The 23,456-nt window shown below is 64.4% G+C and carries 25 protein-coding genes; 13 read left to right on the top strand and 12 right to left on the bottom strand.

From position 1 onward, the window contains the following. Positions 1-84 precede the first annotated feature (84 nt). Positions 85-1,227: a citrate synthase family protein gene (locus ASD71_RS07545; protein ID WP_056566560.1), complete on the top strand. Its 1,143-nt coding sequence runs from the start codon at positions 85-87 to the stop codon at positions 1,225-1,227. A gap of 47 nt (positions 1,228-1,274) precedes the next feature. After that, positions 1,275-1,826: a sugar O-acetyltransferase gene (locus tag ASD71_RS07540; RefSeq protein ID WP_056561619.1), complete on the top strand. Its 552-nt coding sequence runs from the start codon at positions 1,275-1,277 to the stop codon at positions 1,824-1,826. Positions 1,827-1,868: 42 nt separating this feature from the next. Here ASD71_RS07540 and ASD71_RS07535 read toward each other — a convergent pair whose 3' ends face one another. After that, positions 1,869-3,386, bottom strand: a complete 1,518-nt coding sequence (locus ASD71_RS07535; RefSeq protein ID WP_056561617.1) for an amidase — start codon at positions 3,384-3,386, stop codon at positions 1,869-1,871. A gap of 13 nt (positions 3,387-3,399) precedes the next feature. Beyond that, positions 3,400-4,992, bottom strand: a complete 1,593-nt coding sequence (locus tag ASD71_RS07530) for an ABC transporter substrate-binding protein (RefSeq protein ID WP_056561615.1) — start codon at positions 4,990-4,992, stop codon at positions 3,400-3,402. Positions 4,993-5,253: 261 nt separating this feature from the next. Between ASD71_RS07530 and ASD71_RS07525 the strand changes: the two genes are divergently transcribed. Genes ASD71_RS07525 through ASD71_RS07515 form a run of 3 tightly spaced genes read left to right on the top strand, consistent with a single transcriptional unit; the run spans position 5,254 to position 8,916 of the window. Then, positions 5,254-6,255, top strand: coding sequence for an ABC transporter permease (locus tag ASD71_RS07525; protein WP_156395098.1), 1,002 nt, complete (start codon positions 5,254-5,256; stop codon positions 6,253-6,255). Between the two features lie 37 nt (positions 6,256-6,292). After that, a complete protein-coding gene (locus ASD71_RS07520; RefSeq protein WP_082578821.1) occupies positions 6,293-7,213 on the top strand; it encodes an ABC transporter permease in 921 nt (306 codons plus the stop codon). Further along, on the top strand, positions 7,210-8,916 hold the full coding sequence (locus ASD71_RS07515) for an ABC transporter ATP-binding protein (RefSeq protein WP_056561613.1): 1,707 nt from the start codon (positions 7,210-7,212) through the stop codon (positions 8,914-8,916). The genes ASD71_RS07520 and ASD71_RS07515 overlap by 4 nt, the downstream gene beginning before the upstream one ends. Here ASD71_RS07515 and ASD71_RS07510 read toward each other — a convergent pair. Continuing rightward, the gene (locus ASD71_RS07510) at positions 8,891-9,712 is read right to left on the bottom strand and encodes an alpha/beta fold hydrolase (protein WP_056561611.1); all 822 of its coding nucleotides are present in this window, start codon (positions 9,710-9,712) and stop codon (positions 8,891-8,893) included. The genes ASD71_RS07515 and ASD71_RS07510 overlap by 26 nt on opposite strands. 5 nt (positions 9,713-9,717) lie before the next feature. Continuing rightward, positions 9,718-10,323 carry a hypothetical protein gene (locus ASD71_RS07505; RefSeq protein ID WP_056561609.1) on the bottom strand — a complete coding sequence of 202 codons (606 nt, stop codon included), beginning with the start codon at positions 10,321-10,323 and terminating at the stop codon, positions 9,718-9,720. A 203-nt stretch (positions 10,324-10,526) separates the two neighbouring features. Here ASD71_RS07505 and ASD71_RS07500 point away from each other — a divergent pair, with 203 nt between their 5' ends. Then, positions 10,527-10,856, top strand: a complete 330-nt coding sequence (locus ASD71_RS07500) for a YciI family protein (RefSeq protein ID WP_056561607.1) — start codon at positions 10,527-10,529, stop codon at positions 10,854-10,856. A 6-nt stretch (positions 10,857-10,862) separates the two neighbouring features. Here ASD71_RS07500 and ASD71_RS07495 read toward each other — a convergent pair whose 3' ends face one another. Next, positions 10,863-11,519 carry a hypothetical protein gene (locus ASD71_RS07495; protein ID WP_056561605.1) on the bottom strand — a complete coding sequence of 219 codons (657 nt, stop codon included), beginning with the start codon at positions 11,517-11,519 and terminating at the stop codon, positions 10,863-10,865. A 256-nt stretch (positions 11,520-11,775) separates the two neighbouring features. On the opposite strand from ASD71_RS07495, the gene ASD71_RS07490 reads away from it, so the two are divergent. Further along, positions 11,776-12,153, top strand: a complete 378-nt coding sequence (locus ASD71_RS07490; RefSeq protein WP_056561603.1) for a VOC family protein — start codon at positions 11,776-11,778, stop codon at positions 12,151-12,153. A 12-nt stretch (positions 12,154-12,165) separates the two neighbouring features. On the opposite strand, the gene ASD71_RS07485 is transcribed toward ASD71_RS07490, so the two are convergent. Beyond that, the gene (locus ASD71_RS07485; protein WP_235512039.1) at positions 12,166-12,540 is read right to left on the bottom strand and encodes a cytochrome c; all 375 of its coding nucleotides are present in this window, start codon (positions 12,538-12,540) and stop codon (positions 12,166-12,168) included. A 14-nt stretch (positions 12,541-12,554) separates the two neighbouring features. After that, positions 12,555-13,820: a sulfite oxidase gene (locus ASD71_RS07480; RefSeq protein ID WP_056561601.1), complete on the bottom strand. Its 1,266-nt coding sequence runs from the start codon at positions 13,818-13,820 to the stop codon at positions 12,555-12,557. Between the two features lie 165 nt (positions 13,821-13,985). Here ASD71_RS07480 and ASD71_RS07475 point away from each other — a divergent pair, with 165 nt between their 5' ends. Further along, a complete protein-coding gene (locus ASD71_RS07475) occupies positions 13,986-14,507 on the top strand; it encodes a LysR substrate-binding domain-containing protein (RefSeq protein WP_235512038.1) in 522 nt (173 codons plus the stop codon). 2 nt (positions 14,508-14,509) lie between these two features. On the opposite strand, the gene ASD71_RS07470 is transcribed toward ASD71_RS07475, so the two are convergent. Next, positions 14,510-14,947, bottom strand: a complete 438-nt coding sequence (locus tag ASD71_RS07470) for an AraC family transcriptional regulator (protein ID WP_156395097.1) — start codon at positions 14,945-14,947, stop codon at positions 14,510-14,512. A 150-nt stretch (positions 14,948-15,097) separates the two neighbouring features. On the opposite strand from ASD71_RS07470, the gene ASD71_RS07465 reads away from it, so the two are divergent. The 3 genes from ASD71_RS07465 (at position 15,098) to ASD71_RS07455 (ending at position 18,059) form a co-directional block, all read left to right on the top strand. After that, positions 15,098-15,649, top strand: a complete 552-nt coding sequence (locus ASD71_RS07465) for an OmpA family protein (protein ID WP_056561597.1) — start codon at positions 15,098-15,100, stop codon at positions 15,647-15,649. Positions 15,650-15,862: 213 nt separating this feature from the next. Further along, entirely contained in the window at positions 15,863-16,846 is a 984-nt protein-coding gene (locus tag ASD71_RS07460; RefSeq protein WP_056561595.1) for a tripartite tricarboxylate transporter substrate binding protein, read from the top strand. Between the two features lie 22 nt (positions 16,847-16,868). Next, positions 16,869-18,059 (top strand): Xaa-Pro peptidase family protein, encoded by a 1,191-nt coding sequence (locus ASD71_RS07455; RefSeq protein ID WP_056561594.1) that lies wholly within the window; start codon positions 16,869-16,871, stop codon positions 18,057-18,059. On the opposite strand, the gene ASD71_RS07450 is transcribed toward ASD71_RS07455, so the two are convergent. Further along, positions 18,052-19,017, bottom strand: a complete 966-nt coding sequence (locus tag ASD71_RS07450) for a LysR substrate-binding domain-containing protein (RefSeq protein ID WP_056561592.1) — start codon at positions 19,015-19,017, stop codon at positions 18,052-18,054. The genes ASD71_RS07455 and ASD71_RS07450 overlap by 8 nt on opposite strands. A gap of 97 nt (positions 19,018-19,114) precedes the next feature. Here ASD71_RS07450 and ASD71_RS07445 point away from each other — a divergent pair, with 97 nt between their 5' ends. Together ASD71_RS07445 and ASD71_RS07440 are read left to right on the top strand one after the other, a co-directional pair. After that, positions 19,115-19,630: a GAF domain-containing protein gene (locus ASD71_RS07445; RefSeq protein WP_056561591.1), complete on the top strand. Its 516-nt coding sequence runs from the start codon at positions 19,115-19,117 to the stop codon at positions 19,628-19,630. A 14-nt stretch (positions 19,631-19,644) separates the two neighbouring features. Continuing rightward, positions 19,645-20,613: a tripartite tricarboxylate transporter substrate binding protein gene (locus tag ASD71_RS07440; protein ID WP_056561590.1), complete on the top strand. Its 969-nt coding sequence runs from the start codon at positions 19,645-19,647 to the stop codon at positions 20,611-20,613. On the opposite strand, the gene ASD71_RS07435 is transcribed toward ASD71_RS07440, so the two are convergent. The 3 genes from ASD71_RS07435 to ASD71_RS07425 all read right to left on the bottom strand — a co-directional run bounded on the left by ASD71_RS07435 (position 20,610) and on the right by ASD71_RS07425 (position 23,451). Beyond that, positions 20,610-21,203, bottom strand: coding sequence for an HD family hydrolase (locus ASD71_RS07435; protein ID WP_056561588.1), 594 nt, complete (start codon positions 21,201-21,203; stop codon positions 20,610-20,612). The genes ASD71_RS07440 and ASD71_RS07435 overlap by 4 nt on opposite strands. Positions 21,204-21,265: 62 nt before the next feature. Then, on the bottom strand, positions 21,266-23,014 hold the full coding sequence (locus tag ASD71_RS07430; RefSeq protein WP_056561586.1) for a SulP family inorganic anion transporter: 1,749 nt from the start codon (positions 23,012-23,014) through the stop codon (positions 21,266-21,268). 50 nt (positions 23,015-23,064) lie between these two features. Next, positions 23,065-23,451 carry a MerR family transcriptional regulator gene (locus ASD71_RS07425; protein ID WP_056561585.1) on the bottom strand — a complete coding sequence of 129 codons (387 nt, stop codon included), beginning with the start codon at positions 23,449-23,451 and terminating at the stop codon, positions 23,065-23,067. Between the last annotated feature and the right edge of the window lie 5 nt (positions 23,452-23,456).

Raw genomic sequence — 23,456 nt, 5'->3', positions numbered from 1 at the left:
CATTGATTCCATGGTATTTAATGATTGATTTGTAAAGCAATATTGATCTATAAAATCAACATATAAACTTTGCTACAGAAGATCATGGGTACCTGGATTTCGATGGCCGAAGCGTGCAGCCAGCTTGGCGTGCGGCCGCAGACCATCTACGCCTACGTCAGCCGCGGCAAGCTGGAGGTCATGCCGGACCCGGCCGACACGCGCCGCAGCCTCTATCGCGCCGAAGACGTCGCGGCGTTGGCCAAGCGCAAGCAGGCCGGCCGCAAGCACGAAACGCTGGCCACCAACACGCTGTTCGGCGCCGAGCCCAGCATCCCCACGGCCATCTCCACCTTTCACCGTCAACGCCTGTACTACCGCGGCCAGGACGCGGTCACGCTGGCCGGTTCAGCCAGCCTGGAAGAGGCCGCCCAACTGCTGTGGAATTCGGACCAGCAGGCGGATTTTTCATGCACGGCGCGTGTGGCATCGCCAGGCCGCGTGGCTGCCTTCACGTCGCTGGCGGCGTTGGCTGCGACGGGGCACTCCACGCATGGCCGCATGACCCGCGTTCTGCACACCGAATGCCAGAGCCTGGTCGGCCAACTGGCCAACGCGTTTGGCGCGCAGCCCGGCAAGCGGCCGCTGCATCTGCGGTTTGCGCAAAGCTGGAAGCTGTCGCCGCAGGCTGCGGAGCTGCTGCGTACCGCCATGGTTCTTCTGGTAGACCACGAACTGACCAGCTCGGCGTTTGCCGCGCGCATTGCGGCCTCTACCGGCGCATCGTTGCCGGCGTGCCTGCTGTCGGGTCTGACCACCTTGTCCGGACCGTTGCACGGCGACGCCTCCGGCCGCGTCAGGGCGCTGTTCGATGACGTGGCGCGCCAGGGTGAAGATCAGGTGATCGCGCACTACCTGTCCACGGGGCTGCCGCTGGCGGGCTTCGGCCATCATCTGTATCCCGATGGGGATCCGCGCGCGGCGGCGTTGCTAGCCCAGTTTGAGCCGGCCGAGGTCATCACGCGTTTCATCGATAAGGCCACGCAACTGACCGGCCTGCATCCCAACATCGACGTGGCGCTGGCCGCGCTGGCGGCGCACTGCGGGTTGCCGGACGACGCGGCGTTCGGGCTGTTTGCCACCGCGCGCAGTATTGGCCTGCTGGCGCATTGCCTGGAGCAGCTCAGCGTGGCGCAGGTCATCCGACCGCGCGGCCGATACGTGGGCGTCGTGCCGCAGGCGGCATAGCGCCAGCGATCTTCGGTATGCTGGCTGATCCGGACAGGAGATCAGCCATGACACGTACGCAGAAGCAGAGGATGCTGGCAGGAGAGCTCTACACGGCCGCCGACGACGAGATCCAGGCGGACCAGCTTGCCGCGAGCGCCTGGATGAAGCGGTACAACGCCTTGCTGGGCGAGCCCCCCGAGCAATGGCACGCGCTGTTGCGCGAACGCCTTGCCAGCGTGGGCGAGGGTGCGCTGATCCGCCCGCCGTTTCATTGCGACTACGGCTACAACATCTCGCTGGGCGCGAACGTCTTCATGAACTTCAATTGCGTGATCCTCGACGTCGTGCAAGTCACCATTGGCGAAGGCACGCAGATCGGCCCGGCCGTGCAGATCTACACGGCGGACCATCCGCACGACGCCGAGCAGCGTCGCGCGATGCTGGAGTTCGGCCGTCCCGTGCACATCGGCAAGCAGGTGTGGATCGGCGGCGGCGCGATCATCCTGCCGGGGGTCACGGTGGGGGACGACGCCATCATCGGCGCGGGTAGCGTGGTCACGCGCGACGTGCCCGCGGGCGCGAAGGTGGTGGGAAATCCGGCGCGGGTGCGTGGCTAAGCGATTGGCCGAACCGCTGCTCGTCGGAAAACCCCGCGCAGTCTAGGCGCCTGTGCGTTCGGGCTGCGCGTCGTCAGCGAAACCCGGCGGCGCCTGGAATCCCCCTCGCTGCGCCGTGAACAGGGCGGCGAAGCGGATAGGCGTCAGGTCTTCCAGATAAGGCCCGACGGCCTGGGCGCCGATGGGCAGGTTGTCGTCGTCCAGGCCCAGCGGAAAACTGGTGGCCGGCAAGCCAGGCAGGACCGGCAGACCGGCCCAGTTGAACAGATCCGCGAAGCGAAGCTGCGTCACACCCTCGTCAAACGCGACCGGAAAACTGCGCGCATCCTTGGGTTCCGAATGGTCGTGCGCAAAGGCCGTGGCCGACAGCACCGGACTTAGCACCACATCGAAGTGCTCGAAGAATGCCTCCCATTGCTGGCGCAATCTCAGCCGTTGCTCGTGCTTGTGCAGCCACTCCGCGTGTGAGAGATACGGGCCGCGCTTCCATGCGGTCACGGCAGTCTCTTCGCTTTCCGTGTCAGCCGGCTGCGCTGCCGCACCCGTTGGCCGTGGCAACGACGCGCCCAGCAGGCTGCGATACACGACATGCGCGGCATTCAGATCGGGCAGCAACCCAGCGGCCTCTTCAGGAAGCGTCACGGTCACGCCCGCGGCTTCCAGTCCCTGTCGCAGCCGCGTTTCGACCAGTCGTTCGGACCGGGACTGACGCTGCCCGGGCCAGGCTGTCAACAGCAGCACCCGGAACTTGCGCAGGTCGTCGTGCCGCGCGGCAGGCAATGTCGCCCGCCATGCCTTGCTTGCCAGGGGATCCCGGTTAAGCAGCAGTTGCAACGCCAGTTCAAGGTCCTCGGCGCTGCGCGCCAGCGGTCCGGCCACGGTCAAATCGCGCAACGTCTGCCTGCCGGAGGGCGCGCCGGTGCCGCCGTTGTAGACCAAGCCGAATGTCGGCTTGTGGCCGAAGACGCCCGTGAAATGCGCTGGCACGCGAATCGACCCGCCAATGTCAGTGCCTAGCTCCAATGCGCCGAATCCGGCCGCGATGGCAGCGGCGGACCCGCCTGAAGAGCCGCCTGGCGAGCGGTGCAGATTCCAGGGGTTGCGTGTGACGCCATAGACCGCGTTGTAGGTCTGCAGATCGGCAAGCGAGAGCGGAACGTTCGTCTTGCCGATCAGCACGGCGCCGGCTTCGCGCAGCGCGCTGACGGCCGGCGCGTCGTCGGTATCGACGTTGTGCGCGTAGTCGGGATTGCCCACGCACGTCGCGAGGCCCGCGACGTGGAAGTTTTCCTTCACTGTGATCGGCACGCCCAGCAAAGGCTTGCGCTCGCCGCGAGCCAGGGCGGCGTCGGCCGCGCGTGCGGCCTGGCGAGCTCCTTCATCGTCGCGTGCGATGACCGCGTTCAGTTGCGGGTTGTACCGGTCGATGCGCGCAAGCACATGGTCCAGCAGTTCGATGGCGGTGACTTCGCCCGTTGCGAGGGCACGCGCCTGCTCACGCGCAGGCGCGAACGCCAGCGCTTCCAAGTAGGCGAAAGAGGGGAGTTGCTGTTGGCTCACGGTTCGGCTCCTCTCAATGTTCCAGCCACGTGTCGGAAAAGTCTCCGGCGGTCAGGTCCACGCTGTTGTTCAGGTTGTGGACACGCTTCTGATAGACCTGCAGGGTTGACGGCACGGTCACCAGCGGAAGCGTGGGAAGGTCCTTGCCGACGATGCCCTGGATCTCCTTGAAGGTCGCGGCGCGGCGCGTATCGTCGGTTTCGACGGCGGCGGCGCGGAATAGGTCGTCCACACGCGGATTGTTGTAATGCGCCGCGTTGACGAAGGGCAAGGGATTCTTGATTCCGTCGGACCAGTAAAAGCGCTGCACGCCCACCGTGGGATCAAACAGGCGTCCCAAACCATTCACACTCAGATCGAAACTGCGTTCCTTGTAGAGCCGGTTGATGAACGTGGGCAGGTCGCCATCGACAATCTCCACCTTTACGCCCACGCGGTTCAACGCCGCGCGGATGTACTCGGACGTGCGCTTGAAGTCGGCCGACGGCATGAACGCCAGGCGCAGTGAGAAGCGGCCATCACTGCCCTTGCGCGGATAGCCGGCTTCGTCGAGCAGGGTGTTGGCGCGCACAAGGTCAACGGGATAGTTGAAGGCGCTGTCGTCGTAATACTGGGCAAGAATGGACGGAATCGGCGAATTCACGACGCGGGCGCGCTTGTAGTAGACGGTGTTGGCAATGAAATTCCGGTCGATGGCATGCGCCAGCGCGTGACGCACCTTCGGATTCGCCAGGATCGGATTGTCCAGGTTGAACTCCAGAAACAACACGTTGCTCAGGAACTCGTCGTAGGTGTCGTCGATGGCAAGCTTGGGGTTGCCCGACAGGCGATCCAGGTCAGACACGGCCACGTTCAACGCCGCGTTGGCTTCGCCGGTTTCGATGGCCGCCGATATCGATGCCGTGTTTTTGATGAAGCGATAGATCACGCGGTCGAGGTAGGGATGCCCTTTGCGCCAGTAATCGGGGTTCTTTTCCAGCACGACATAGCTGCCTTTGGACCATTCCTTGAACTTGAACGGACCTGTGCCGATCGGGTGCTTGTTGTTGTCGTGCACCAGCGGATCCGCGTCGCCATAACGCTGCTGCGAGACGATGGGAGTCTCCGCGGACGACAGCGCCTTCAGCAAATAGGGCGCAGGCTTGCTCAGCACGATGATCGCCGTGTGCGGGTCGGGGGTTTCAACATCCTGGACGTTGGCGAACGTGATTCGGCCGCGCGGGCCGATCTCGCGCTGCTTCAGGATCGAGTACTTGACGTCGGCCGAGGTGAAGTCCGTTCCGTTGTGAAACTTGACGCCGGTGCGCAGTTTGAACGTGTAACGCAGGCCGTCCTCGGTGATGTTCCATTCGGTGGCCAGGAGCGGTTGCGGTTTGAACTGCAGGTCATAGCGCAGCAGACCTTCTGTGACCTTTGCACTGACGTTGCGGTTTTCGACCTTCGGATTGACCAGCGACACCAGCGCGGTGGGTTCCTGCGCCATCAGGAATGTGAGCGTGCCTCCAGGCTGCGGCTGCTGTGCGTTTTGCGCGTGCGCTGCCACGCTTGCCGCGGCGGGAATCCACGCCAGCATCATCGCCAACCGGCGCATTATCTTCGACTGCATATCTGCCCTTTTTTACGAATGCCGCGCTTGCGCCGGCGCTCGATATTTAAAGAATTGAGAGGGCGAAATGTTGAACCGCTTTGCCACGCACAACAACGATTGGCGTCTTATTTACTTATCCCGATACTCGGCCGCCGCGTTTGCTAATTCGATATTCTTCGTTGCCAGCGTCGCAAGCCGATCGCGACAATGCCGAGCTTGACGATTATTCGGATTCAACAGACACGTTTGCGGCAGGCGGCTGCGAACCTGTGCATCGCTATGAGCAACTTCAACGGCGCCCAGCTGTCCAGACTGCTGGCCGTGTTTCGCAGGAATGCCCTCCAGGCCATTCCGACCGTGCTGGGCATCATCGTTCTTAACTTCCTGTTGCTGGAATGGGTGCCGGGCAACGCCGCGGACGTCGTGGCGGCGGAATCCGGCGGGGCCACGGCCGAGAGCTTGGCGCAACTGCAACACCACTTCGGCCTGCACCTGTCGATGGGTGAGCGGTTGAGCAACTATCTGTCGCACCTTGCTCATTTCGATCTGGGCATGTCGGCCCGCCACAACCTGCCCGTCACCACACTCATTCTTGATCGCCTCGGTAATACCTTGCTGCTGATGGGGGCGGCGCTGTTGCTGGCTACGCTAACCGGCGTGGTGCTGGGCGTGCTGATGTCCCTGTATGCCGGGCGCTGGCAGGACAAGCTGATCTCCGTGCTGGTCCTGCTGTTGTACTCCACGCCGACGTTCTGGCTGGGCTTGACGGCGATCGTGCTGTTCGCGGTCACGCTGGGTTGGCTGCCGACCAGTGGCAGCCACACCATCGGTGCGGGGCTGACGGGTTGGGACGCGGTGGCCGACAAGGCGCGGCATCTGCTGCTGCCGATGCTGACGACGGCGGGTCTGTATCTAGCGGTGTTTTCGCGGCTGACCCGCGCAGCGATGCTGGAAGTCAGCAAGCAGGATTTCGTGCGTACGGCTAGATCCAAAGGCTTGTCGCCGGCGGTCATCACGGTGCGCCATGTGCTGCGCAATGCATTGATTCCGGTCACGACGCTGATCGGCATGCACTTCGGCGCGTTGCTGGGCGGCGCGACGGTGATCGAGACCGTATTCAATTGGCCAGGCCTGGGCAGTCTGGTGCTGGAATCGATTCTTGCGCGCGACTATCCGGTGCTGTTGGGCATCCTGTTCTGCTCCTCCTTGCTGGTGATCGTGGTCAACATGGTGGTGGACTTGCTGCAGGCCGCGCTGGACCCGCGAATCCAGGTTCGCTGACGCGGGCCATTAGCCTGCATTTTCTCGAAACGACACGATGAACGACGCGATCGCACAATCTCGCACTGGCCCTCTGCGCCAGAATACCCACCTCTCCGCATCCGCCCGTGATCCGGGCAGATGGCGCGCCGCCTGGGGGGGATTTCTGCGCGATCCCGCAGCATTGGCCGGCCTCGCTATCCTGCTTTCCGCGGTGCTGGTCGCAGTTTTCGCGCCGGTGCTGTTTCCCGGTGATCCGCAGGACATGGTCGGGCCGGCCCTTGTGTGGCCCGGCCAGGACGCCGCCTTTCTGCTTGGAACGGATTCGCTGGGGCGTGACGTTGCTGCGGGTCTGGCACATGGCGCACGCGTCTCGCTGTCGGTTGGCGCCGTCGCGGCCGTCATCAGCCTGACGATCGGTATTCTGGTCGGCGCGATTTCGGGCTATTACGGCGGGTGGGTCGACGACGTTTTGGTTCGCTTTACAGAGTTGGTGCAGACCGTGCCGACGTTCCTGTTCGTCATCGTCATCGTGACGATAGGCCAGCCGTCTGTCTGGCTCATCCTGCTAGCGATTGGATCGGCATGCTGGCCCGTGACCGCGCGGCTGGTGCGCGCCGAGTTCCGCTCGCTGCGCGAATCCGAATTCGTACTGGCGGCGCGCAGCCAGGGGTTCGGCAACGCCTGGGTCATCTTCCGCGAGATCCTGCCCAATGCCTTGCCGCCGGTCATCGTGACGACGTCCGTGCTCGTGGCGACCGCAATCCTCATGGAATCGGCGCTGTCGTTCCTGGGGCTGGGCGATCCCAACGCCGTGTCGTGGGGCAGCATGATCGGGGAGGGGCGCGAAATGCTGCGCACCGCGTGGTATCTGTCCGCAGTGCCAGGCGTGGCCATCGTGCTGACGGTGCTGGCGCTGAATCTGGTGGGCGACGCGATCAACGACGCATTCAATCCCAGACTGGCGGCACGCGCATGATTTCCACACTTCGAACTGCCACGCCCCGCGACGCCGCCGCACTGCTGGAAGTGCGCGGGCTTGATGTTCATTTCCGCGGTCGCCGCGGCAGCCATCACGCCGTCAAGCAACTGTCCTTTTCGGTCGCGCAGGGAGAAACGCTGGCGATCGTCGGCGAATCCGGCTGCGGGAAGTCCTCGACCGCTCTAGCGCTGTCGGGGTTGCTTGCCCCGCAGGCTTCAGTAAGCGGAGATATCCTGCTGCAAGGGCGCAACCTTGTCGGCCTGCCCGAAGCGTCGCTACGCACGATCCGTGGGCGCGACCTGTCGATGATTTTCCAAGAGCCGATGACCTCGTTGAATCCGGTGCACACCGTAGGCGCACAGGTCGGCGAGACCCTGCGCCGCCATCACGGGCTGTCCGCGGCGGCGGCGCGTGCCCGCGCCATCGAGCTGCTGGATTTGGTAAGAATTCCGGAACCCGGCCGGCGGCACGACGATTATCCGCACAACCTGTCCGGCGGGCAGCGCCAGCGCGTCATGATCGCCATGGCGGTTGCCTGCTCGCCCAAACTGCTCATCGCCGACGAACCCACCACCGCGCTGGACGTGACCGTGCAGGCGCACATTCTGGAGTTGCTGGACACGCTGCGTCGCGATCTGTCGATGGCGCTGATTCTCATCACGCACGATCTGGGCCTGGTGTCCCGATGGGCAGACCGGGTGTTGGTGATGCTTGATGGCGAAAAGGTGGAAGAGGGGCGCGCCGGCACGATATTCGAGCTGCCCAAACATCCCTACACGGCAGGGCTGGTTGGCGCATCGCTGCACGCGGGCAAGGACGTGCACTACCGTCAAACGCGGCTGCCGGAGATCCGCCACGGCGTCGACGCGGACACCGGTGCGCGCGCTATCACGTTGGTCACGCCTGCGCTGTCCGCATGTGGCGGGCATCGTGACGTTGCACCCGCGCCCTTGTTGAAGGTCGAGGGCCTGCGCACGTCATACCGCAAACGCGATGGCAGCATGTTCCATGCGGTCGAAGACGTGTCATTCGAGCTGAGCCGGGGCGAGACGATAGGGCTGGTGGGAGAGTCGGGGTGCGGCAAGTCAACGTTGTCGCGCACGTTGCTGCGGCTGATTCCACAGTCGGCCGGCCGCATCGTGTTTGATGGTGCGGACCTTACCGCGATGTCGGAAAGGCAGGTCAAGCCGTGGCGCAGCCGGATGCAGATGGTGTTTCAGGATCCCTACGGCTCGCTTAACCCACGGCGGACTGTCTTCGACATCCTGGATGCGGTGCTATCGCTGCACGGCGTGTCGCGCAAGGCAGAACGCGCCGCGCGCATCTTCGAGACGCTTGATCGTGTTGGCCTGCCCGCGTCCGCCAGCCATCGCCACCCGCACGAATTCTCGGGTGGACAGCGTCAGCGCATCGGCATCGCGCGCGCCTTGATCCTGCGACCATCGTTCCTGATTCTGGACGAACCCGTGTCAGCGCTGGATGTGTCCATCCAATCGCAGATTCTGAATCTGCTGGCGGAACTGAAAGAAGCTTTTGGGCTGTCCTATCTGTTCATCTCGCATGACTTGGCGGTAATCCGCTACATCGCGGATCGAATTCTGGTCATGCGTGAAGGCAGAATCGTGGAAGCGGGCGCGCGAAAGCAGGTTTGGGATAGCCCGAGCCATCCTTACACTAAATCGCTGCTCCAAGCTGCCTGAACACGGCGGCCACAATGGCTTCGGGCCGGTCTTCCTGCACAAGATGGCCGGCATTCGGCACGGATATCAGCGGCCGGTCCGAAATCAATGCTGCCAGCGTCTCGCCGCGCTCGTGCGGGATCCACGCGTCCTGTTCGCCCCACAGCACTTGCACCGGGCAATCCATGCGACCGTACAAGCCCTGCACCTCGTCCGTGTACTTCTGATCCATTTGCGCGATCTGCCGGTAGAACGCCGGCTGGCCGACGGGGCCCAGCCATGGGCGGCTGTACACGTCCAGCGCTTCATCCGACAACGGGTTGTGTGCCGCGGTCTGCAGATAGGCCTTCAACAGCGCGCGGTGCATGTAATCCGGCATGCCGGAAAACGCGGCCTCGTGCTGACGGACATGCTGCACGAAGGGGGATCCCCATGGCGCCAGCGCCACCGCATCGAAGATGGTCAGCGACGCGTAGCGCAGCCCGTTCAGGTAATAAGCGCGCAGCGCCGTCGCACCGCCAAAATCGTGCGCCAGTACATCGGGGCGGTCCAGATCCCATTCCTTGAACAGCGCCGCCAATAACCGGTTCTGCACCCCCAGCGACACATCCTGGCCGTCCCGCATCTCGGACGCACCGTAGCCCGCCAAATCAAAGTAATAGACGGTTCTGCGGTCCGCGAGCAGCGGAATGATCCTGCGCCACACCTGCGATGAAAACGGTGTGCCGTGGATGGCGACCAGCGCGGGACCGTTGCCGAGCTTGCCCCAGCGGATGGCGTTGCCTTCGATGCGGGAGGTGTGGGGGAGTTCGAGCATGGCGGCTATTGCGACAGATCGTCAGGGATGGGCTTGCGCGGCTTGCGGGGCGTGTAGTCGGCGACGTCGGCGTGTGCCGCTGCGCTTCGTGCCTTGGCGGCCGCGGTAACCGGCGCGACCATCGGCGGCGGCGTGCCTGTCACGGCCGGCAGCGCGGGCGCGAGCACGGTCGGGATGCCGACGGCATATCGATACGCCTGCAGCGGCAGCAGCGCGTCGATCGTGCCCAGATCATGCTCCGCCTCGGCGCGCGCCTCAAGCCGCGTCTGTTCGTCTTTCACGGCTTGACTTGCCGCTGCCGTCCGCGCGTCCAGCCTTGCCAACTGCGCGTGAAACGCCTGCACGGCAAGCTTCAGGCAGTGCGCCGTGTAATCGTCATGCAGCAGGTCCGCAGACGGCGCCAGGTTGTGATCCGCGGGAGCCCGGGGGCGTTGCGCGGCACTGGTCGGCAGGGCCGGCGCGCGTGTGGCGTAGATGCGATGGAACGGTGTCGGCGGCGTGCGTGCGACGCGATCTGCGCGCAGTTGAGCGCCCACGCGTTCGGTGCGGTACGCGTCCCCGGCTTCGTCGGTTCTGACCGCGCTTGTCGGGGCGATTGAGGAAGGGAGCATGGGCGTCTGGCTGGGCTAAGCGATGGACCAATCTACTAGTTGGTCGGTAGCGTGTCAAGGCTGAATCAGACCCGGGGGCGGTTAATGCCGAACGGGCCGCACAGTGCGTGCGACAGTGCCGGGGGCCGGACATGCACGCATTGGCGCAGTGTTAAAACCTTCGGGACGGGCGCAGCGCGCCGTACACGTCACAGGAGAAGACCATGCCCATGTTCATCACGATCGGTTATGGCGATCAGCAGGGCTATGACAGCACGGACAAAGCCATTCGCGATGCCGCCCATGCGCACGATGCCGCCCTGCAGAACGCGGGCGTGCTGATGGGCGTGGCGGGGACGCCGGTGCAAGTGCGCAATCCGGACGCGGCGGGCGTCGAAACGGTGCAGGGGCCGTACCTGAACGCGCCGCTGCCGCTCGCGGGCTTTGCCGTCATCGAGGCAGCTGATTTGGCCGAGGCCATCGAGAAAGTGTCCCGCACGCCATGTGCGGTGGCGCATGGCGTCGTGGAGGTGTGGACGCTCGAGCGGCGGTAGCACGCGTTACTGGTCGACCGATCGCATATCGCAGGTCGTCTCGGACGATGCGCACACGCCGCGAAACCACGCGCGTCCGCGCGTGCGGTCCTTCTCGGCCAGCAGTTCCCATGTGGCGCTGTGGCGCATCTCGTAATCCAGCAGCAGCCATTCGCTATCGCACGCCACGATGCCGCGCAACGTGGCACGTTCGGTCAGCCAGTCGCTGCCCAGGTCCAGCAAACGTTCGCTGCCGGCGTCCGGGCGGGCGTATCCCCGCGCCGATTGAATGCCGACCTGGGCGTCCCCGGCGGCGATCCAGCCTTCGCCTTGATAGACGGGCCGCGGCGGGCTGCGGTCGCTGCCGCTCATGGCGTCGCTGGCGTTCCTGATCTTCAGCCAGCCGTCACGCGCCTCGGTCACGTCGAAGGTGACGCTGTAGAGGTCGACCTCGGGATCGGGACTGTCGCCGCGCGTGGTGGGCAGCGCGCCGACCTGCTTGGCGCTGGCGGAGGGTGACGCGCGCACCAGGATCGCGGGCTTGTCATTGGTCGTCCAGCCCGAAACGCGGCATGCGGTGGGTCCAGGTGGCGTCCAGGCGGACCCTTTCACAGCGGGTTCAGCTTGGAGGGCGGGCGATAACGCCAGGGCGGCAAGCAGCAGAGTGAACGGTCGGAGCATCATGAGGGATCGCTTCGTCGGAAGAGGGTGGCCAGCCTATCTGGTCGGAAGAGTCTGGCTGGCAGAGTCTGGCAGTCAAAGAGCCTACCATGGCAGCGGCGGCGTCCCTTGCTGCGCAGGCGCCGCGGTTGCGCAGGCCGCGTGATACGGATAGATTGCACGTCGTGGGCACCGTCCTGCTGTTCCAAACAATGAAGCGCGTGAATGTTGACCAGCACCGTCTGGAGGTGAGTGCGGCTTCGCAACCTGAGTCTCCAACATGACCAAAAACGTCAACCACGATGTCCGCTTCGGCCGGATTGCAGCCATGCTGCCCGTCAAGGACATGCGTCGTGCCCACGATTTCTACACCGGCGTCCTGGGCTTTAGCAAAACCTTCGAGAACGGCAGTCCCGTCGGCTTCATGATCTTGAAGCGCGATCAAGGCGAGCTGCATCTGACCTTGCAGCCCGGCCATCAAGCCGCCAAATTCAATGTGGCTCACCTGATGGTCGATGACGTCGACGCGCTGTTTGCCGTGTGCCAGCAGTACGGCTTACGGATCGTGAAAAGCCTGCAGGACAAGGATTACGGCCTGCGGGCGTTCGTGTTCGAGGATCCGGACGGCAATCGTATCGATGTGGGTCAGGTGATCTGACACGCGCACCGGCTACTGTGCCCCGGTCGCGCCCGACACATACTGCGCCAACGCCTGCACGTCCGCATCGCTCAAGGCCTCGAACGCCGGCATGACGCCGATCCCGTTGCGCACGGCCTGCGTGACGCGGTTGGCGTCGGGTTTCAGTTCATCCAGGTTCGGTCCGATGGTCCCGGCCGCGCCGGCATCGGCCAGCGTGTGGCAGACGGCACAGGCCGGGGTTGTCGACTTCAGGAACAAGGCGCGGCCCGCCTCGGCATTGGGCGGTTCCGCCGCCCATGCTGCAGCGCCCGCAAGCAGGCAAGCGCCCGCGGCGAACGCGGTGCGGACCCGCCACCCGACGGGGCGGCGGGATGCAATTTGCTGCTTTGCTTCACGGTTTTGCATCGATTCCGCCATCCTCAAGACACATTGATGGCCAGACCGTGGTCGCGCCAACTGCTGTTGATGTAGCCCGGCGCGTTCTCGAAACGATTCTCCACCTGCACGTTGCCCTGCGTGTCTTCGACGCGGCTGACCAGCATGTGCTGGCCCGCTGTCAGTTCCACCGGCAGCGCGAACTGGCGCCACGCGTACTTGCCGAGATCCGGTCCGATTAGCGCGGCCGCTTTCCAGGTTTTGCCCCCGTCAATCGACACATCCACACGCTTGACCGCGTGCATGCCCCCAAACGCCACACCGCGCACCACGACGCGTCCAGCCTTCACGGGCTGGCCGTTTGCGCCCGGCGCGTTGATCCACGATTTGGGCTCCATGGCCCAAACCGACGGCTGATCAGGGCTGGGCTTGGCGTCCATCGGCGTCAGGCGGTAGCCGGTCTTCTGGATCTTTGCGGGGCTTTGCTCGGCGGTGAACGCCAGCCGCTTGATGTACTTGACGTTGTTCACGCCGGTATAGCCCGGCACGATCAGCCGCAACGGGCCGCCGTGGGCGAGTGACAACGGCTCGCCGTTCATCTCCCAGGCCAGCATGGCGTCCTGCATGGCCTCGCGCGGCACCGAGCGTTCGACCAGCAGCGATTTCGGATCCAGGCCTTCGGGCAGCACCTCGCCGCCGGTGCCGGTCATGAAGGCGGGCGTGCCATCAAGGCCGCCCAGGTATTCCACGAGCGTGCGCACCGGCACCCCCGTCCACATCACGCAGCCTGCCGCGCCCACTTCCCACGGCGTGCCGCTGGGCTTGTGCGGAAAGAAGCCGCGGCCGTTGCCGGAGCACTGCAGCACCGTGGCGATCGATTCCACGCCCAGTGTCTTCAGGTCGCCCACGGTCAGCGTGCGCGGTTGCTTGACGCCCTGGATCTCGACCTTCCAGCCGTCCCGGTCGTTCAGGATGGCCGCGTCCGGCGGCGGCAGGTTGTTGCGGACATAGAGCTGGCGCGACGGCGTGATGATGCCGTCGCCAAAAGCGCTGCGGCGCGTCTCGATGGTGTTGGCGCTGTGCACGATGACGCTGTCGGCGTCCTTCCAGGCCGCGTACGCCGGCAGGGGCTTGGCCGTGGATGCGGCCGCGGGCTTGGCTGCGGGCGCAGTTGCAGGCGCGGCGGCGGGCTTGGCGGGCGCATCGCTGGCGCGCGCGATGCCGCTGGCGCTCAGACCGGCCGCGGCCAGGGCGCTGGCGCTGCCAGCCAGCAGGCGGCGCCGTGCGGGGTTGCGTGGGGTTGTCTCCATGGCTTGCCTCTCTGGTTGCCGCGTCCCGCAGGGCGAGCGCGGTGTTGTGCTTATGGCGGCCCAGCGCTTGCGGCCTTCCGCATCATCGGCAATGCCCCTCTTTATGTCAACGGGTTCTAAAGAACTATAGGTTTACGGTCCTTTCAGATATAAGAGTTTCGGATATTGGGTTCAACGCCGCAGAGAACGGATTTCGTCCTCGACTGCGCCATTCGCAGCGGCGAGCTGACGGATTCGACGCTGGTGGCGCGCAGCCTTGGCCACCTTGCATGGGTGACCTGCGCATCGCCCCAATACCTGGGCCGCTTCGGCGAGCCGAAATCGGTAGAAGCGTTGCACGCGCATCGGGTGGTCAACTATCTGTCCAACGCCACCGGCCGGCCGCTGGACTGGCGGTTCCGTGTTGACGGTGAAAATGTGCCAATGGCCTTGCCAAGCTGCTATTCGGTCAACGAGACCGAGGCCTATCTGCATTGCGGCCTGGAGGGGCTGGGCCTGATTCAACTGTCGGCGCTCGCGGCGTCTCCGTATCTGCGCAGCGGCCGCTTGCGCGAGGTATTGGCGGATGCGCGGTGCGAGCCGGTGCAGATTTCGATTGTCTATCCGCAGGTGCGGGCGACAGCGGCGGTGAAGGCTTTCGTTCAGTGGGTGCTGGACATCAGCCGGCAGGCGCTGGCGGGATGCTAGCGTCACGGGCTGACACGCGCCGCCTGCGCCTCCTGTCGGTACGTGTGCGGCGCGACGCCACTTGCTTTCCTGAATGCCCGGGAAAAATTAGCCGGTGTGGAATAACCAGAATCCATGGCGATCTGCGTGATGGAAACCGCGCTGCCCCGTAGCAGGTCTTCAGCGCGACGCAGACGCGCGATATTGGATAGCTCACGAAAGCTGACGCCGCCTTCGCGACGCAGTACGCGTTGCAGGGTGCGCACGCTAGTGCCCATCGCCTTGGCCGTGCTGTCGATGGAGACGGCGCCAGCCTGCATCTGGATGCGGATGTGCGAGATGACGGTGGCCAGATACTCGCAGTCCGCGCCAGTGTCTGATTCCGCCGCCGGCACACACTCCCCGGCATCCGTGCCCTGCGGCCCCGGCGTTGGCGTCATATGAGTGGTGGCGTCATTCACTTGTGCTTATTCTTCGCGTGTAGTTGCGAGAATCTGCTAGCGCGCTTCCTGCCTGGCAGAAATCGGAGTGATGTGCCTTCGGATATTACCTAAGCCAACGAGAGGCGAGGCCTCTTTTTATTTGGCTTACAAACCTGACGGAGAATCGCAATGACACTACACAAAACCATCTTGGCGCTGTGCGTAGTATTGGCGGTTTCGGGTTGCGTGACCAAGCAGACCTACGACAAAGAGGCGCAGCTGGCAGCGGAATATTCCGCGCTCAACAAACAGCTCTCGGCCGAACTGAGCGGCGACCAAGTGCAGATTACGCAGTTGCAGAACGAACTGAAGGTCACCATGGTGAACGAGATTCTGTTTCCCGAAGGCGGGTGGAGTCTCAGTTCCAAAGGCGAACATACGCTGGCCAAGATCGTGCCCACGCTTTCCAATCTGCAGGGCAAGCAGGTCGTCGTAGAAGGGTTCACCGACAACGAACCCATCGGGCCGGCATTGAAGCGGCAGTTTCCCTCCAATCTCGAACTGTCATCCGCGCGAGCGGACAACGTGGCGCGTTATCTGATCGCCAAGGGCGTATCGCCAAATACGATTTCCGCTGAAGGGTTCGGCGAGGCGCGGCCGGTCGCCAGCAACTCGACCCCGGAAGGCCGGGCCAAGAACCGGCGCGTGGAGATCGTGATCACAGCGGCGGGCAGGCCCTAGGCAGGCGCCCCGGCCGCACGGTCGGACTCCATGGCGGAAGGCGCCCGCGCAATCCGAAGGACGCCTTCCGCGTGCAGCTGCCATGCAATTACGCTTATGGAACCCTCAGGTTTATTCATTGGGCGCTAATGCCCAATCTCCCCATAATCCGACTGGCTTTATGCCATGCCGTCACCCGACGGCGCATTTGTTGGATCAAGGGGAAATACAAACATGCAGGGAAGTTTTCTGGCGCGCGTCTGCCGGGTGGCAGGGGTTGCGTGCGCGTTGCTTGCAAGCACGGCGGCAGTTGCCGCGGATTATCCGGCGCGGCCGATCAAACTGGTGGTGCCGCAGGCGGCGGGAGGCGGCACGGATGTCATCGGACGATTGTGGGCCGATTATCTGTCGCGCCAATTGAAGACGCCCGTGGTCGTGGAGAACCGTCCCGGCGCCAATGGCATCCTGGCGTCGAGTTACGTCGCCAAGCAGCCGGCGGATGGATACACGGTGCTGGTCAGCGGGATCTCGTATCTGGCCTTCAACCCGCATATGTACAAGGACCTGCCATACCAGCCCGCGCGGGATTTTGATGGCATCAGCCTGCTGGTCAACACACCGTTTCTGCTGGTCGCCGGCACGCAGACGGGCATCCGCTCGCTGGACGAACTGGTCCAGCAGGCCAAGGCCAATCCGGGTGCGTTGAACTTTGCCTCGGCGGGCAAGGGCAACTCCACGCATCTGGTCGTGGAGATGCTGGCCAAGCGCATGGGCATGGCGCTTACGCACGTGCCGTACAACGGAGCGGCCGCCGGCCTGACCAGCGTCATGGCGAACCAGACGCAGTTGATGGCTGACGTCCTGAACACCGGCGAGGTGCAGGCCAAGGCCGGCAAGGTTGTCCCGCTGGCCGTCGTGGGCGCCACGCGTGCGGCGAGCGTGCCGGATGTGCCGACGCTGGGCGAACTTGGCATGTCCGACTTCCCGCTGCCCGGCTGGTATGCGCTGGTCGCGCCCAAGGGCACGCCTGCCCACGCCATTGATCGGCTCAACGCCGAAACCCGCCGCTTTTTCGACGACCCCGCGGTCAAGGCGCGCCTGCAGGAATTGCAGTTGGAGCCGCTGCCTTCCGCGCCGGAAACGGTTGCGCAATGGACGCAGCGCGACAGCGCCACCTGGGGACCGTTGATCCGCCAGCTTGGCCTGAGCAACGACTGACCCCGACTCACAAGGAATCACCATGCCCAAACTCACCAATGCTGTCTGGCGCTACCGGCTGGACAAGATGAACACGCTGATGGACGAACTGGCCGTCGACGCCATCGTCTTCACATCGGCCGACTTTTTCCAGTTTGCGACCAACTTCCACACGGACGTGCTGCCGTGGGAGCGTCCGATCTTTGCGGTGGTGCCGCGTAGCGGCGATCCTTTCCTCGTCATGAACGAGCTGTCCACGCACCATATGCGGTTTTCGCAGGAGCAGGGCAAGGTGTGGATCACCGACATCAGCTACTACGCCGAGCATCCGCGCGTGACGAACCGGCTGCCGCTGATCGGACAGCTACCCGAGCTGGTGGCCGCAAGGCTGAAGGGAGCGGGGCTGGCGCGCTCGCGGGTTGCGGTCGAAGGCGGCAGCCCGGTGCTGGCGCAGGTTGCCCGCATCCTGCCCGAGATCGTGTTGCGGCCGGCTACGCCGGAGTGCCGGTCATTGCGCTGGCAGAAGCACGAAGAGGAGCTGGCCGTGATGGCGGCCGCGGCGTCCATTTCGGATTGGATTCAAGACCGCTACCGCGAGAACATCCAGCCGGGCCGCCTGGTGCAAGAACTGGACTTCGCGATGGCCTCGCTGTTTGTGCAGGAAGCCGCCAAGCGTTTTCCGGGCGAGCATTTCGAGGTGATCCGGTGCTGGACCCTGAGCGGCCCGGCCTCTGCCTCGCCGCATGGCGACGGCGCGTCGTGCGGCGCGCGCATCAAGGAAGGGGATGTGCTGGTCAACATCGTCATTCCCCGGCTCAATGGCCTGACCATCGAGAACGAGCGCACCTGGTTCTGCGGCACGCCCTCGGCCGAGCAGGTCCGGTTGTGGTCGGCGGCAAAGGCGGCGAACGAAGCCGCCATTGCTGCCGCACGCACGGGTAATCCTGTCTGCATGATCGACGCGGCGGCGCAGGCCGAGATCGAGAAAGCCGGGTTCGCTGATTTCATCCGGCATCGGACCGGACACGCCGTGGGCATCATCCATCACGAGTACCCCGAAGACATGGCGTTTTGCCAGAGGCCGCTGTTGCCCAATGAGGTGTATTCGGCCGAGCCGGGCATCTACGCCTACGGTATCGGCGGCTTCCGGCTGGACGACACGGTCGTCGTGGGCGACACGCCGCGCGTGCTGACCAATACGCCCAAGACCCTGGAATACGCGACGGTCAAGTAGCAGCGGGGCTTGCGCCTGCGATGGAGAGGAGGCTTCGGGCTTCGTCACGGAGCGTCTCCCGCAAGGCGGGCAGGACGATGCTGGGCGAGTCCGCTGCCCACAACATTCCGATGGGCCCGAATTCCAGGCGCGACGGCATGCGCAGTATGCGGATGAGGTTGAGCTGTTCATACATGTGCGCAACCGAACTGGCCAGCGTGGCGATGTAGTCGCGATCCTGGAGCATCGACAGCAATGCCACCAGCGAACTGGTTTCCACGGCCGGCTTGGGGGGCGGCATGCCGGCATCGGCGACCGCCTGATCCAGCCGCGCGCGCGACAGCGTGCCGGGCGGAGGCAGGACCCAGGGATAGCCGCCGGTGTCTTCCCATTTGGGCGCCGCCAATTGCGCAAGCGGATGGCCGCGCCGGGCGACGACGCTGAACGAGTCGGTCATCAGCCATTCGGTGCACAGCCCGGATCGGCTGGCGCGCACGTCGAGGGGGCCGATGATGAGATCGACTTCGCGGCGTTCGACGCGCTCGATCAAAGGTTCCAGCAGACCTTCGACCAGTTCGATCTGAACATTGGGTGCACGCTGATGCAACGCCGCGATGGCGCGCGGCAGCAGGACAGGGGCCGCGGAAAGAATCGTTCCGATATGCAGGTGGCCCGCCACGCCACCCTTTACCGCTTCGATCTCCTCGCCGGTGCGGGCGGTGTCGCCCAGCACGCGGCAGGCGTAGCGCCACAGCGCGCGTCCGGCCTCGGTCAACTCCAGGGTGCGACCTCGTACAAAAAGCGGTGTGCCGACCAGGTCTTCCATGTCGCTCAACCAATGCGACAGCGCCGGCTGCGTCATGTGCATGGCCTTGGCGGCCGCGGTAACGGTGCCGGCGCTTTCCAGGGCGGCGAGGACCTGCAGATGGCGTAGCTTGAGCCGGCGGGTCCAGGAAAGGTCGGTGGGGGCGGTATCCATGCGGAAATGGTAATGGATATCTCAGCTTTATTCATTGGCGGGATATGGGGGCACGCCCCAAAATGCCTTTCCAAGATTCAACGGGATTCCTGCGGTGATGCGTTCAAGTGATTTGACTTCCCAGGCGCTGGCGCTGGACAGCGTGGCAACGGCCTTGATGCGGAACCCGCAGCCGGAATGCGGCCTGGACGCCCTGGCGGCGGCGCTGTCGGCGCGCGTTGGCTACCGGCTGTTCACCGTGTTGGTCCTTGACCGGCAGGCAGGACTGAGCCGCCGGTTCTATTCGAGTGAACCCGATGCCTACCCGACCGACGGCGCCAAGCCCATCCGCACGGACAGCGACTTCTATGCCCAGGTCGTGGAGCAGGGCCGGCCCCGGATTTGCGCGGATCGCAGTGCCTGCAAGGCGGCGTTTCCCGATCATGAGCGCATCTTTGCCCTGGATTGCGAAAGCGCGGTCAACGTGCCCGTGCGTTGGGACGGTCAGACCATCGCTTCCTTGAACCTGCTGCATCAGGCCGGATGGTATCGGGAAGCAATGTTTTCCGAGCTTGGCTGGTATGCGGCGCTTGCCATTCCCGTCATACAAAAGATCATTCACACAGCCCGATAAACAGGGGGAAAACCATGAAACGCTCAAGCGTCACGATTGCCGCATTGCTGTTGTCGCTGGGAATGGCGTCTGCCCAAGCGGCGGATGCCTATCCGGCCAAGCCCATCACGATCGTCTATCCGTATGCGCCGGGTTCGGCATCGGACACCTTGACGCGCCTGTTGGCCGACGCCATGTCCAAGAAACTGGGGCAGCCAGTCATCGTGGACAGCAAGCCGGGCGCGGGCGGCTCCATCGCGACCGAGCATGTCGTGCGGGCCGCACCCGACGGCTACACGCTGCTGCTCAGCGCAAGCGGCACCATCGCAGTCAATCCTCACATCTACAAGCTGCGCTACAACCCCGTCGAGGACTTGGCGCAGATCTCCATCGCGGTGGAAGTGCCGTTTGTGTTTGTCGTCGGCAAGGACTTTCCGGCGCAGGATTACGCGTCGTTCAAGACGCTTAGCGCGCAGAAGCCAGGCGGCCTGACGTCGGCCAACGCAGGACTGGGCACGCAGGCCCATCTGACGCAGGCGGCGTTCGCGCGGCTGGCGGCCGTCAACCTCAGCATCATTGGCTATAAGGGCGCGGCGCCGGCAGTCAACGACATCCTGGGCGGCCATGTGGACTCGATGATGGACAACGCCGCCTCGCAGATTCCGTATGTCACGTCGGGCAAGACGACCGCGCTGTTCGTGACCAGCGACTACCGGTTCGAGGGCTACCCCAAGGTGCCCACGGCCAAGGAATTGGGCATCACGGGTTTGGTGCCCGCGGGATGGTTCGGACTTGCGGCGCCCAAAGGCACGCCGCAAGCTGCCATCGACACGGTGCAGAAGGCTTTGGCGACCACGCTTGAAGAACCCGATGTCCAGCGCAAGCTCAAGGAACTGGGTTGGGTGATCGTCGGCAACACGCCGGCGCAGGCGCTGGAACGTGCGCGGGCCGACTACACGCGGCTGGGGCAAGTCGTTCGAGACATTGACCTGAAGCCGAACTAATGCGCTGAAAAATGCCGCGTCACCCATGCCTCGCACACCGACCACAGCTGCGGCGCGCCGCGCTGGATGGCGGGCCCGTATCGTGCAAAGACCTGTTCCAACGACACGCCGCTCTCGGTCCACGTCCCGCCTTCCGTGAAGACGTTGATCAGCAAGGGCTGAAAGCGGTCCAGCGCCTTGGCAAATCTGGCGTCGTCGGTTTCGGCCCGTTCGAACTCGTGCCAGAGCGCCAGGAAGGCATCGCCTTGCGGCGCGGGCAGCAGGCCGAACAGCCGCGCCGCGGCTTCGGATTCCTTGGCGGCCTGAATGTCGTGGCCGGTTGTGCCGTGGATGGGGACATCCCCGACGTCGATTTCGACAATGTCGTGCAACAGCAGCATCTGCATGACGCGCGTCGTGTCGACGGCGCCGCTGGCGTATTCGCTTAAAACAAGCGCGTACATGGCGAGGTGCCAGGAGTGCTCGGCGGCGTTTTCCTTGCGGCTCTTGTCCAGCAACGGTGACTGGCGCACGACCGTCTTGAGCCGGTCGATCTCGCGCAGGAATGCGAGCTGCTGTTCGAGTCTGCCGGTTTGCACGGGGTTCAACATATGCTTTGGTCCTTCTGGGCGCGGCGAGGCGCTATTCAGCGCATTTCGCCCGGCATCTTGCGTCATGAGTGGCGCTCCGTGTTGCTTGGAGAAGGGTCTTCACGCCCAAAATAGTCGTCCACCGCGCTGCCGACGGTCGGATGAAAATGGTCGTCGCTGAACAACCGCGACAGTTCAAAGCGTTTGAGCTTATCCCGCACGGGATCCTTCATCTCCGCGAAATGCAGCGCGATGCCTTCGCGCGATAGCGTTTCGCACAGTTCGCGCAGCATGTCGGCGGACGTGACGTCGACGCTGGTGACGGGTTCGGCTGCCACGACCACGCGCCGCACGGGCGTGGGCGATGCCTCCACGGCTTCGAGCAAGCGCTGCTGAAAGAGTTCGGCGTTGGCGAAGAACAGCGGCGCATCCCAACGAAACAGCACCAGGCCGTCGATCAGCGCGGCATTCGGGTACCGCTTCAGGTCGTGATAACCGCGAAGGTTGGGCACGCGTCCCAGTACCGCAAAATGCGGCCGCCAGCCGTCCCACAGGAATTCAATGACGGCGATGACCACCGCCAGGCAGATGCCGGGAATCGCGCCAAACACCGCGACCGCGGCAAAGCACAGCATGGAAAGCCAGAATTCCCATTGCTGAATGCGGTAGATGCGCCGCAAGTCCTTGAATTCGAAAAGGCCGATGGCGGCGGCGATCACGACGGCGGCCAGCGCGCTGTTGGGCAGGTGGCGCAGCAGGTTTGGCGCGGCAATCAGCAGCGCGCCCACGGCCAGTGCGCCAACGACGCCGGTGAGCTGCGTGCGCGAGCCGGCCGCTTCGGCCACCGGTGTGCGCGACGCGCTGCTGCTGATCGGAAAACCCTGGAAAAAGCCCGCCGCCAGATTCGCCACGCCCAGTCCCACCATCTCCTGGTTCGGGTCCACGCGCGTGTGCGTGCGCGCGGCATAGGTCCGCGACAGCACGCTGGTGTCGGCGAAGGCAATCAGCGCCACCGCGCAGCCGCCCAGCACGATCTTGACGAGATCGGCATTACTGAGCCAGGGCCAGGCAAGGGTGGGCAAACCTTGCGGAATCTCGCCCAGCACTTTTACGCCTTGGGCGTCCAGGCCGAACAGCTTGACCGCCAGCGTGGCGAGGATCACGGCAATCAGGATGCCCGGTACGCGGTCGAAGCGCTTGAGCAGCAGAATCACTACCAGGCTTGCGGCGCCGACCGCGAAGCTTGGCCAATGGGTCTGACCATCGGCCACGGCCAGCGCGAGTTGCTGCATTTCCTGCAGGGGGCCGGCGTCGTCGATGGAGATGTCGAACAGCTTGGGCAACTGGCTGACCAGCACGGTCAGCGCGATGCCGTTCATGTAGCCATAGCGGATGGGCTTGGACAGCAGCTCGGTGATGAAGCCCAGCCGCATCAGGCCCAGCACGATGCAGAACAGTCCCGAGACGACGGCCATCATGCTGGCCGCGGCGATGGCACGCATGGGATCGCCGTTGGACACGCTGAGCACGACCGCCAGAATGGGCGCGGCCAAGGCAGAATCCGGGCCCAGCACCAGGATGCGGCTCGGGCCGAACAGCGCGTAGGCCAGCATGGGAATGATGGTGGCATATAGCCCGTAGACGCCCGGAACCCCCGAGGCTTCGGCATAGGCGATTCCGACCGGCACGAGCATGGTGGTCAGGACAAGGCCAGCGGCGATGTCCTTGGGTAGCCATGCGGCCTGATAGGACTTCAACAGCGCCAGGCCGGGCAGCCAGCGCAACCAGTTGGGCGCATGCTTGGCGGGGGAGCGGGGCGTCGAGGTAGCCATGGAATCCCGGTATGAAAGCGTGCGCTACGGGTGGGGGACTTCGCCGCGCATCATCGCGGGGAAGGGGTGCCGGTATCTTCAAGCATCTCGCGCAGCCGGGCGCGGCGGCGCTCGAGGTCGGCGATCTGGCGCTCGACGGATGCCAACCGCCGGCGCTGCACCTCGGACGTCTCCGGACAGGCCGCCGCGCCTTCGATCAGCCGCATGCAGTCGGGAAACCCGCGGATTTCCGCCAGCGTGAAGCCGGAAGCGATCAGGCGCTGTATCTGCCTGACCTGTGTGACGGCGGCGGCGGGAAAGGTGCGGTATCCATTGTCCGCCCGGGCCGATGCCAAGAGACCGTGGTCGTCGTAGTGCCGCAGCGAACGCAGGCTAGCGCCCGTTTTGCGGGCGAGCTCGCCGATCGACATGGGTGTTGGAGGCACGGGCGTTTTCATGCGGG

This window comes from Achromobacter sp. Root565, assembly GCF_001427425.1.
GTDB classification, from domain to species: domain Bacteria; phylum Pseudomonadota; class Gammaproteobacteria; order Burkholderiales; family Burkholderiaceae_B; genus Achromobacter; species Achromobacter spanius_D.
The sequence above is the reverse complement of the archived record's forward strand: the minus strand, read 5'-3'. Positions and strand labels throughout refer to the sequence as shown.